Origin of the sequence: Microbacterium sp. LB12 (genome assembly GCF_037150835.1) — a bacterium.
In the GTDB taxonomy this organism is placed as follows: domain Bacteria; phylum Actinomycetota; class Actinomycetes; order Actinomycetales; family Microbacteriaceae; genus Microbacterium.
Genome location: NZ_JBBCPF010000002.1, coordinates 372,178 through 383,237 on the forward strand (window position 1 = coordinate 372,178; position 11,060 = coordinate 383,237).

Genomic DNA, 11,060 nt, shown 5'->3' on the forward strand with positions numbered 1-11,060 from the left:
AGTTCTTGCGTGGAACGCAGAGAAAAGCTACATTCGACTCATCGCCACTGACGACGAGGAGTTCCGTGGACACTGAAGTTCTGCAGGGCGCGGCATCCGACCGCACCCTGGCCATGCCGGTCGGCGAGGGGTGGTGGCGCACCGCCGTCATCTACCAGGTCTACGTGCGCAGCTTCGCGGACGGCAACGGCGACGGCATCGGCGACCTGGCCGGCGTGCGCTCCCGCCTCCCGTACCTCAAGAGCCTCGGCGTCGACGCGCTCTGGTTCACCCCCTGGTACCGGAGCCCGCTCGCCGACGGCGGCTACGACGTGCAGGACTACCGGGCGATCGACCCGCGGTTCGGCACGCTCGAAGAGGCGGAGCAGCTGATCGCCGAGGCTCTCGAGCTCGGTATCCGCACGATCGTCGACATCGTCCCCAACCACATCTCCGACCAGCACGAGTGGTTCCAGCAGGCCCTCGCCGCGGGACCGGGCAGTCCCGAGCGCGAGCGGTTCTGGTTCCACCCCGGACGCGGCGAGCACGGCGACGGCATCCCGACCAACTGGGTCTCCAGCTTCCAGGGCGAGACCTGGTCGCGCACGCAGAACCCCGACGGCACCGACGGCGAGTGGTACCTGCATCTGTTCACCCCCGAGCAGCCCGACCTGAACTGGAACCACCCCGACGTGCGCCGCGAACACGAGGACGTGCTGCGCTTCTGGTTCGACCGCGGAGTCGCGGGCGTGCGCATCGACTCCGCCGCGCTCCCGGTCAAGGACCCGGCGCTGCCCGACCTGCCGCCCAGGACCGCACCGGCTGTCGGGCACCCGCACATCGACCGTGACGAGCTGCACGACATCTACCGCGACTGGCGTGCCGTCGCCGACGAGTACGACGGCGAACGCGTGCTCGTCGGCGAGGTATGGCTCGACGATGCCGAGCGCTTCGCCCGGTACCTGCGCCCCGGCGAGATGCACACCGCCTTCAACTTCGGCTTCATGACCCAGCCGTGGAGCGCCCAGGCCATGCGCGACTCCATCACGCGCACGCTCGCCGAGCACGCACCCGTCGGCGCCCCCGCGACGTGGGTGCTGTCGAACCACGACATCACGCGACCCGTCACCCGCTACGGACAGGCCGACTCGTCGTTCGCGTTCGAGCGCAAGAGGTTCGGCACCGCCACTGACGCCGTGCGAGGAGCGCAGCGCGCCCGTGCCGCCGCGCTCCTGGTCGCCGCACTCCCCGGGAGCCTGTACATCTACCAGGGCGATGAGCTCGGACTGCCCGAGGTCGAGGTGCCGCTGGACGCGATCGAGGACCCGATGCACTTCCGCTCCGGCGGCGTCGATCCCGGACGCGACGGCTGCCGCGTGCCGCTTCCCTGGGCAGGGGGATCCTCGCCCTACGGATTCGGCGGTACTCCGTGGCTCCCGCAGCCCGCGGATTGGGCGGCCCTGACCGTCGATGCGCAGGACGCCGATCCGGCATCGACCCTCAACCTCTACCGCGCCGCGATCGCCCTGCGGCGTGAGGTCGACGACCTCACCGGGAGCGACCTCGAATGGCTCGAGCTCGGCGCCGACATCCTCGCGTTCCGCCGAGGCGACGGCACGCTCAGCATCACCAACCTCGGCGCCGTGCCCGTTCCGCTGCCCGCGCACCACGAGGTGCTCCTCGCCAGCACCCCTCTCGACGGCACGCTGCCCCCGGACTCCACCGCGTGGCTCGCACTCCGAGCCATCTCCCCGCGCTCCCCCCGAGCGCAGAAGTAGCCCTGCACCACCCGATCAGCACCACATGGAAGGACAGACAATGAAGTCACCCACGAAGGCCATGGTCGCCGGCATCGCCGTGCTCGCGACCGTCGGCGCCCTCGCCGGATGCACCTCGAGCGGCGAAGGCGACAGTGCCAGCGGCAAGACCGAGCTGCGCGTCGCGACGTTCCCCCCGGGAGCGGACGCCGCCGCGTACGAGGCGTTCGCCGCCCAGGAGAAGCAGTTCGAGAAGGAGCACCCCGACATCGACATCATCGGTGTCGAGTACGAGTGGGAGGGGCCGACCTTCGCCGTGCAGCTCGCCGGCGGGAGCCTGCCCGACGTGTTCACCGTGCCGTTCACCGACTCCAAGACGCTGCTCGAGAACGGGCAGCTGATGGATGTCACCGACGCGATCGACAAGCTCGGGTACACCGACAAGTTCAACCCGATCATCCTCGACGGGGTCACCGGCTCCGACGGCAAGATCTACGGCTTCCCGCGCCAGGCGTACGCCGCCGCCCTGCACTACAACCGCGACCTGTTCGAGCAGGCCGGACTCGACCCCGACAACCCCCCGGCGACGTGGGACGAGATCCGCGAGGCCGCCAAGGCCATCACGGATGCCACCGGCAAGGCCGGCTACGCGCAGATGGCGACCAACAACACCGGTGGTTGGCAGCTGACCTCGCAGACCGTGGCCCGTGGCGGTCGTACGCAGACCGACAACGGCGACGGGACCGCGGAGTCGACTATCGACAACGACGCCACCAAGGCCGCCCTGCAGTTCCTGCACGACGTGAAGTGGGAAGACGGCTCCTTCGGCTCCAAGATCGACCTCGACTGGGGAACGATCAACCAGGAGTTCGCGGCCGGCAACATCGGCATGTACACCTCCGGTTCCGACATCTACACGGCCCTGGTGCGCGACTTCGGCATGGACTCGAAGCAGTACGGCATGACGGTCGTGCCGATGGAGGGCGACGACCCCGGCACGCTCGGCGGCGGTGACATCGCGGTGATGAGCCCGACCATCGACGACAAGACCAAGGCCGCCGGTGTGACCTGGATCGACTGGTACTACATGCAGAAGCTCATGGACAAGGACGCGGCCGTGCTCGACGCGAAGACGCTGAACGAGTCGGGCCAGGCCGTCGGCACCCCGCTGCTCCCGGTGCTCAGCCGCGAGCTCTACGAGGAGTCGCTGGTCTGGATCAAGGACTACATCAACGTCCCCGTGAAGCAGATGGCGCCGTTCAGCGACCGGATCTGGGACCAGACGCCGGTCGGTGAGCCGAAGGTCAAGACGCAGGAGGTCTACGCGCTCCTCGACACCGTGGTGCAGACCGTGCTGACCGATCAGAACGCCGACATCGACGCTCTGCTCGCTCAGGCGCAGACCGATGCGCAGGCGAAGCTCGACGAGTAACACTTCATGACGATGACGCTCAATGAGCAGCGGGCGGCGGTGGAGGACTCTCCGCCGCCCGCTGTGCGCCGCACCCGCCGCCGCTCGCCACTCACGTGGTACCGCGGCGGCGGGCTCGCGAACCTGCTGTTCGTGCTTCCGATGCTGTTCGTGTTCGTGTTCTTCTCGTGGTCGCCGATCGTGCAATCGGTGATCATGAGCCTGCAGAAGACCAACCTGATCGTGTCCGAGTGGGTCGGATTCGACAACTACCTGGCCGTGATCGGAGACCCCGAACTCGGTCGGGCCGTGATCAACACCCTCTGGTTCGCCGTTCTGGCCCTGCTCTTCGGGTTCCCGCTGCCGCTGCTGATGGCCGTGCTGATGAGCGAGGTGCGCCGCGGGAAGGGCATTTACTCGGCCCTCGCCTACCTGCCCGTCGTGATCCCGCCGGTCGTGGCGGTGCTGCTGTGGAAGTTCTTCTACAGCGCCGACCCGTCGGGTGTGTTCAACACCGTGCTCGGGCTCGTCGGCATCCCCCCGCAGCCCTGGATCCAGGACACCGTGCAGGCCATGCCCTCTCTCGTGCTCGAGGCCACCTGGGCCGGTGCCGGCGGCTCGATCATCATCTACCTGGCGGCGCTGCTGGGCGTGCCGCCCGAGCTGTACGACGCGGCCGAGGTCGACGGTGCCGGCATCTGGAAGAAGATCTGGCACGTCACGCTGCCGCAGCTGCGCGGCATCCTGTTCATCATGCTGATCCTGCAGGTGATCGCCACCGCGCAGGTGTTCCTCGAACCGTTCCTGTTCACAGGCGGTGGCCCGGCCGGGGCGACCAAGACCGTGCTGCTGTACATCTACGACAAGGCCTTCCGCAACAGTCTGGGCGGCGACTACGGCGAGGCGACCGCGGTCTCCGTGCTGCTCGCGATCGTGCTCGCCCTCCTCTCCTGGCTGTACTTCAAGCTGACCGACCGTTGGAGCACGACGTGAGCCTCACGACCCGCCTCTCGACACGTGCCGCAGAGAAGGCGGCGGAGAAGGCCGCCGACCGTGTGGGGGATCGCACCGTCATCTCGGACTCGGAGCGTCGCCGCCCCGGGATCCGAGTGGGGATGTCGCTCACGCACGTGTTCCTCGCCGTGGGACTGGTCATCGCGGGACTCGGTCCCATCCTGTGGCTCGCGAAGTCGGCGGTGACCCCGACGCAGGACACTCTGCAGCAGCCGTTCGCGCTGTGGCCGAACGGGATCGACTGGGCGAACCTCGAGACCGCGTGGAACGACATCCACATCGACCAGTACTTCTTCAACACGGTCGTGATCGCGTTGGGCGCCTGGTTCGTGCAGCTGCTCATCGCGACGACCGGCGGCTACGTGCTGTCGGTGCTGCGGCCGGTGTACGCGCCGGTGCTGAACGCGCTCGTGCTGGCGACGCTGTTCATCCCGGGCATCGTGCTGCTCGTGCCGCTGTACCTGACGATCGTGCACCCTCCGCTGCTGGGAAACGTGAGCCTGCTCAACAACTACCTCGCGGTGTGGCTGCCGATGGGTGCGAACGCGTTCAACATCCTGCTCGTGAAGCGCTTCTTCGATTCGCTGCCGCGGGAGGTGTTCGAGGCCGCCCGCACCGACGGCGCGGGGCCCTTCCGGCTGTTCTGGTCGATCGTGCTGCCGATGTCGAAGCCGATCCTCGGCGTGGTCTCGGTGTTCGCGATCATCGCCGCGTGGAAGGACTACCTGTGGCCGATGCTCGTGCTGCCGGATCCGGCTGTGCAGCCGCTGTCGGTGCGTCTCCCGGCCGTGCAGTCCCAGACCGAGCTCGATGTGTTCCTCGCCGCGCTGGCGATCGCGACCCTGATCCCGATCGCGATGTTCCTGGTCTTCCAGTCGGTGTTCCTGCGCTCGGCCGGACTGGGAGGAGCCGTGAAGGGGTGACCCCCGACACCCCCTTCGCCCGCCGAGACCCCGTGCTGCACAGCCAGACAGCGCGGGGTCTCGGTGTGGAAGCGGGGTCTCGGGGGTGATCAGTCGGCGGAGGTCGCCGGGTGCAGGGCGTCGATCAACGCCGCCATGATGCCGGGCATGTCGACGGTCGGGTCGATCATCCACTGCAGTTGCAGGCCGTCGGAAGCCGCTTGGATCACGCGCGCGAGAGTGTCGGTGTCGAGTGTCGACGGCCGCCCCCCGACGCCGAAGTTGTCGGCGAGGGATGCACGCAACCGCTCGCTGCGGTCGAGGAAGTACTCGTGCGCGGGGTGCTCGGGGTCTGCGGCGTCGACGGAGAGTCGGGAGAACAGGGCGACGAGTCCCGGTACCTGGGTGTTGTGGCGGATCACGTCGAGGAAGGCGCCGCGCGCCTGGTCGGCCGTGAGGCCCGCCGGGTCGAGTCCGTCGTGCTCGTCGCGTTTGCGGAGCACCTCGGTGAAGAGCTCCTCCTTCGAGCCGAAGTAGTGCAGCAGGGCGGCGGGCGTCACGCCGACGACGTCGGCGATCTCCTTGAGCGAGGCGTTCTGGTAGCCCTTGCGTCCGATCACGTCGAGGGCGCTCTCGAGGATCTCTTCGCGCCGCGCGACGCCCTTCGCGTATGAACCTCGTCGAGCCATGGATCGAGACTAATCCTGAATGCCGTTTGAAATCTAATACTGAAGAGCATATGGTTTTCGCTAAGACATCGACGTCACCCGCGAAAGGACCCCCATGACCGAGAACCCGGCTTCCGATCTGACGCTCGAGGAGAAGGCTGCGCTCACCAGCGGTGCTGACTTCTGGACCACCAAGGCCATCGACCGCGTGGGCATCCCCTCGGTGATGATGACCGACGGCCCCCACGGTCTTCGCAAGCAGGCCGGAGGCACCGACCATCTCGGCCTCGCCAGCAGCGTCCCCGCCACCTGCTTCCCGCCGGCAGTCGGCATCGGCTCGTCGTTCGACCCGGAGATCATCGAACGCGTCGGTGCTGCCATCGGTGTGGAAGCCGCGATCGAGAACGTCGCCGTCGTGCTCGGACCCGGCATCAACATCAAGCGCTCGCCACTGTGCGGCCGAAACTTCGAGTACTTCTCGGAAGACCCGATCGTGTCGGGCATCCTCGGTGCCGCATCCGTCCGCGGCATCCAGTCGCAGGGCGTGGGCACCTCGCTCAAGCACTTCGCCGCCAACAACCAGGAGTTCGACCGCATGCGCGCGAGCTCGGACGTCGACCCCCGCCCGCTGCGCGAGATCTACCTGCGCGGGTTCGAGCGCGTCGTCAAGGACGCCTCGCCGTGGACCGTCATGTGCTCGTACAACAAGCTCAACGGCGTCTGGACCTCGGAGGATCCGTGGCTGCTCACCAGTGTGCTGCGCGACGACTGGGGCTTCGACGGCCTCGTCGTCTCCGACTGGGGCGCCGTGAACGACCGCGTCGTCGGCGTCGCGGCCGGACTCGACCTCGAGATGCCCGCATCGGGCGGACGGACCGACGCCCAGCTCGTCGCCGCCGTGCGGGCCGGAACCCTCGCCGAAAGCGTGCTCGATACCGCCGCCGCACGCGCCATCGACCTCGTGCGCAAGGCGGGTGAGCGCACGGCGGTGGCAGGCCCGCTCGACGTCGATGCACACCACGCCCTCGCGCGGGAAGCGGCCGGCCGGTCGATCGTGCTGCTGAAGAACGACGAGGCGCTGCTGCCTCTCGCCGCCGAGCAGAAGGTCGCGGTGATCGGCGCGTTCGCGACCGAGCCGCGGTTCCAGGGAGCCGGGTCGTCGCTCATCAACCCCACCCGGGTCGACAAGGCGCTCGACGAGCTGCGTGCGGTCGGTGGCGACAACGTCAGCTACGCGGCGGGATTCGCCGTCGACGGCGGCGCGATCGCCGCGTCGGGGCGGACCGCCGACGACCTGCGCACCGAGGCCGTCACGGTGGCCGGCGCCGCAGACGTCGCGGTGCTGTTCCTCGGCCTCCCCGCAGCAGAGGAATCGGAGGGCTTCGACCGTGACCACATCGACCTGCCCGCCGAGCAGCTCGCCGTGCTCGACGCCGTGCTCGAGGTGAACCCCCGTGTCGTGGTCGTGCTGTCCAACGGCGGCGTGGTGGCACTGCCCTTCGCCGACCGGGTGCCCGCGATCGTCGAGAGCTGGCTGCTCGGCCAGGCCGGCGGCAGCGCGGTGGCCGACGTGCTCTACGGTGCGGTGAACCCGTCCGGAAAGCTGACCGAGACGGTGCCGGTGCGGCTCGAGGACAACCCCTCGTTCGGCAACTTCCCCGGTGAGTTCGGGCACGTCCGCTACGGCGAAGGGCTCCTGGTCGGCTACCGCTGGTACGACGCGAAGGGGCTCGAGGTCACGTTCCCGTTCGGGCACGGGCTCTCGTACACGACGTTCGAATACGGCTCCGCGACGGCAGAGGCGGGCGCGAGCGGTGACATCGTCGTGCGCCTCGACGTGACCAACACGGGCGAGCGCGACGGCCGTGAGGTCGTGCAGGTCTACGTGGCTCCGGAGCGCTCGATCGTGCAGCGCGCACCGCGTGAGCTCAAGGCGTTCGCCTCGGTCGCGCTCGCCGCAGGGGAGACCCGCACGGTCGAGCTCGTCGTGCGACGCGAAGACCTCGCCTACTGGGACATCCGCGTCGACCGGTGGGTGGTCGAGGGCGGCGCGTACACGGTCGAGGTGGCCGCGTCGAGCCGCGACATCCGTGCGACGGCATCGGTCGAGGTGGCCGGCGACGCGGTGCACCAGGAGCTGACGATGAACTCCTCGGTGGGCGACCTGATGGCGCACCCGATCGCTGGCCCCATCGTGCAGCAGGCGCTCGGCGGTCTCATGGGCGGCCTCGGCGGGGACGCGGCGGCGGCCTCGATGATGCCCAACGATGACGCGGTGCAGAAGATGATGGCGTCGTTCCCCGTCGGACGCCTCGCCGGGTTCCCCGGACTGCCCGTGTCGTTCGAGCAGATCGAGCAGCTGATCGCCGCGGCGAACGCCGGAGTTCCCACGGCCTAGCCCGGACCGCCTGCGCCGAGTGCACGGCGTCGACCCGAGTGCACGACCTGCCCACGTGAGCAGGTCGTGCACTCGGCGGGGAGCCGTGCGCTCGCGGTGTGCGATCGCGGATGCGAACCGAACGGGGTTCCTCAGCCGTCGGTGGTGTCGCTGTGCCGGCGGCGCAGGTCGGTGGCGCTCGGAATCCCCTTCGAGAAGAACAGCGACAGCAGGCTGATGAGGATCAAGCCGAAGAACGCGATGCGCAGCGACGACAGCTGCGAGTCCCGGTAGATCGTCGCGAGCGTGTCGGAGTCGGTGTCGTCCAGCCCGGCCTTCTCGGCGATTGCGGCGACGTCGGCGGCCGGCACGATCGCGACGCCCTGCTGGGTGTCGGTCGCCACGATCGTCTTCGTCGCGTCGGGCAGGTCGCTCGCGGCGACGCCCGCGGCGAAAGACGTCGACAGGGCGCCGATCAGGATCGAGCCGATGAGCGCGGTCCCGAGCGACGAGCCGAGGTTCTGGAACACGCCCTGCAGGCCGCCCACCTCGCTCGTCTCCTTCTCGGTCACACTCGACATGTTCACGTTGCCGAGCTGCGAGGCGAGCAGACCCAGGGCGGCGCCGGCGAGGAACATCCCGCTGCCGAACAGCCAGCTGCGCAGGTCGCTGGTGGCGGATCCGAGCAGGATCAGTGCGCTGCCCACGAGCGTCAGCTGCCCGATCCGCACGATCGTGCGCGGGGCGAGGAAGCGGGAGAGGCGCGTCCCCACGATCGAGAAGAGCACGAGGGCGATCGAGAGCGGGAAGATCCGGACGCCGGTCTCGAGCGCATCGAGCCCCAGAGTCATCTGCAGGTACACCGGCACCATGAAGAACAGGCCCGCCGTCACGGCGTACTGCGCGCCGAGCACCGAGAGACCGCTGCGCAGCGACACGATCGAGAACATGTCGACGTGGATGAGCGGCGTGCGCCCGGTGCGCTCGAGTCGACGCTGACGGACGATGAAGAGCGCGAGCAGCCCGAGCCCGAGCACGATGAACCACGCCGCGGGCGAGATGCCGAGCGGGACGATCTCGACCCCGCCGAGCTCTGGCGGATGCAGCGGCAGGATCCACCCCCAGGTCTTGCTCTGCAGCATCCCGTACACCACCCAGACGAGTCCGACAGCCGAGAGGGCGACGCTGGGGACGTCGATGCGCACGCGCTGCGTCGGAGCCGGATCGGTGATGATCCGTGCGCACAGCGCCACGCCGATCATGATGACGACCTCCGCCGCGAACACCCAGCGCCAGTCGAAGTAGGTCGTCACGAAGCCGCCGATCAGCGGTCCGGCCGCCACGGCGGCGCCGGAGATCGCACCGATGATCGCGAACGCGGTGATGCGGTCCCGCCCCTGATAGTTGTCGGCGACGAGTGCGGCGACGGCGGGGATGACGAGCACGGCACCGAGGCCTTCGACGACAGACCAGCCCAGGAAGAGCGCGGCGATGTTCGGGCTCAGGGCTGTGATCAGCGAGCCGGCGGCGTACACGCACGAGCCGATCACGAACGCCCGGCGACGCCCCCAGACATCTCCCAGCCGAGCGCCGAGCAGCATGAACGCGGCCATGGTGAGCGTGTAGAACGTGATGGCGCCCTGCATCGCGGCGACGCTCGTGTCGAGGTCGATCACGACGGTCGAGATCGACACGTTCATCACCGTGCCGTCGAGCACCATCACGAACTGCGCGCATCCGAGGACGGCGATGACGCTCCATCTCTTCATGACGACTCCTTCGACAGCACGGGTGCAGGAGGGCCGGGTGCGGCGATTCGCACGGCCCATCGTGGCACTGTGCATCGCGGGTCGGCGCAGATGCGTCACCCGAACGGGGCGATGCGCCGGGCCGCGTCAGGAGGCGGCGGGGGTCTCGCGCTTCGCGCTGGAGCCCCGCATGATGCGCGCGACCGCCGTGATGAGGAAGATCTGACCCGTGATCGCTTCGGCGATCGCGAGTGCCTGCCCGCCGGGGCCGACCGGGACGAGGTTGCCGTACCCGGTGGTGGTGAGTGCGGTGAAGGAGAAGAACAGCTGGTTGCCGAGGGAGTCGGGGCTCTCTTCGCCGAACATCGGCACGGGGGAGATCTGCGAGATGAGGTTGTACACGAAGGCGAAGAACATGCCGACGAGGATGTAGGCGGTGATGGCCGCGAGCAGCGCCTCGAGGTCGAGTCCGCGCCGGGTGACCTGGTGGGCGATGATCGCCCACGGAGCGACCAGCAGCGCGAGCATCGATGCCGCGGAGAGCGGGATCGCCAGCACCGGACCCTCGATGCCGAAGGCGGTGGCGATGAGGGCGGCAGCACCGGCGACGGAGAGCACCACCCACGAGACACGCTGGACGAGGTGACGGGCCCGGGTCACGTGGAACACGATCGCGACGGTGGCGAGCATCGCCAGGAACGCCCAGGGGCTCGGGTCGGTGCTGGGCTGCGTGGCGCACAGCACGTACGACACGATGAGCAGGCCGAGGACGATCGCATAGCCGATGCCGTGGTCGTCCCACCGTCGATGGGGGCGTTCGGCCGTGCGCATCGGGTCCACCGCGTCTGTCCGGGGCATGGTCGGTCCTCCTGCGTCCGGTGGACGGGCGACGCCCACGATGTGCGGCCAGTATCCCAGCGCGGCTGCGCATCCCCGGTGATCGCGGATGCGCGTCGGCCAGAAGGGGGTGCGCCCGGCCGGTTCGTCACGGCCCGTCCGACCCGTTATGATGGCTAGGTGCATCCGTGCTTTCGGGCCGGATGCCTGGAGACGTCGCATAGTCCGGCCGAGTGCACCACCCTGCTAAGGTGGAGTCCCCTCACGGGGACCAGGGGTTCAAATCCCCTCGTCTCCGCAGAAAGAACCCCCGTTCCGGCGGGGGTTTTCTCGTTCGCGCGCGCCCCTGCTCAAGAATCCCTCAGCA

General features: G+C 68.7%; 8 protein-coding genes and 1 tRNA gene. 6 read left to right on the plus strand and 3 right to left on the minus strand.

Translation table 11 applies throughout. From position 1 onward, the window contains the following. The first annotated feature begins 113 nt into the window (after window positions 1-113). From WFM69_RS06260 to WFM69_RS06275, 4 genes are read left to right on the plus strand one after another with little or no spacing between them, the layout of a single operon-like run. Window positions 114-1,757: a glycoside hydrolase family 13 protein gene (locus WFM69_RS06260; RefSeq protein ID WP_337003048.1), complete on the plus strand. Its 1,644-nt coding sequence runs from the start codon at window positions 114-116 to the stop codon at window positions 1,755-1,757. 40 nt (window positions 1,758-1,797) lie between these two features. Then, the gene (locus WFM69_RS06265; protein WP_337002768.1) at window positions 1,798-3,168 is read left to right on the plus strand and encodes an ABC transporter substrate-binding protein; all 1,371 of its coding nucleotides are present in this window, start codon (window positions 1,798-1,800) and stop codon (window positions 3,166-3,168) included. Between the two features lie 6 nt (window positions 3,169-3,174). After that, the gene (locus WFM69_RS06270; protein WP_337002770.1) at window positions 3,175-4,140 is read left to right on the plus strand and encodes a carbohydrate ABC transporter permease; all 966 of its coding nucleotides are present in this window, start codon (window positions 3,175-3,177) and stop codon (window positions 4,138-4,140) included. Next, entirely contained in the window at window positions 4,137-5,084 is a 948-nt protein-coding gene (locus tag WFM69_RS06275; RefSeq protein ID WP_337002772.1) for a carbohydrate ABC transporter permease, read from the plus strand. Before WFM69_RS06270 ends, WFM69_RS06275 begins: the two co-directional genes overlap by 4 nt. Before the next feature lie 89 nt (window positions 5,085-5,173). Here WFM69_RS06275 and WFM69_RS06280 read toward each other — a convergent pair whose 3' ends face one another. Then, window positions 5,174-5,752, minus strand: coding sequence for a TetR/AcrR family transcriptional regulator (locus tag WFM69_RS06280; protein WP_337002774.1), 579 nt, complete (start codon window positions 5,750-5,752; stop codon window positions 5,174-5,176). Window positions 5,753-5,846: 94 nt separating this feature from the next. Between WFM69_RS06280 and WFM69_RS06285 the strand changes: the two genes are divergently transcribed. Beyond that, window positions 5,847-8,129, plus strand: a complete 2,283-nt coding sequence (locus tag WFM69_RS06285; RefSeq protein ID WP_337002776.1) for a glycoside hydrolase family 3 C-terminal domain-containing protein — start codon at window positions 5,847-5,849, stop codon at window positions 8,127-8,129. A 131-nt stretch (window positions 8,130-8,260) separates the two neighbouring features. On the opposite strand, the gene WFM69_RS06290 is transcribed toward WFM69_RS06285, so the two are convergent. Next, entirely contained in the window at window positions 8,261-9,877 is a 1,617-nt protein-coding gene (locus tag WFM69_RS06290) for an MFS transporter (RefSeq protein ID WP_337002778.1), read from the minus strand. A gap of 126 nt (window positions 9,878-10,003) precedes the next feature. Next, window positions 10,004-10,714 (minus strand): potassium channel family protein, encoded by a 711-nt coding sequence (locus tag WFM69_RS06295; RefSeq protein WP_337002780.1) that lies wholly within the window; start codon window positions 10,712-10,714, stop codon window positions 10,004-10,006. A 188-nt stretch (window positions 10,715-10,902) separates the two neighbouring features. On the opposite strand from WFM69_RS06295, the gene WFM69_RS06300 reads away from it, so the two are divergent. Continuing rightward, a tRNA-Ser gene (locus WFM69_RS06300) sits at window positions 10,903-10,991 on the plus strand. The last annotated feature ends 69 nt before the right edge of the window (window positions 10,992-11,060 follow it).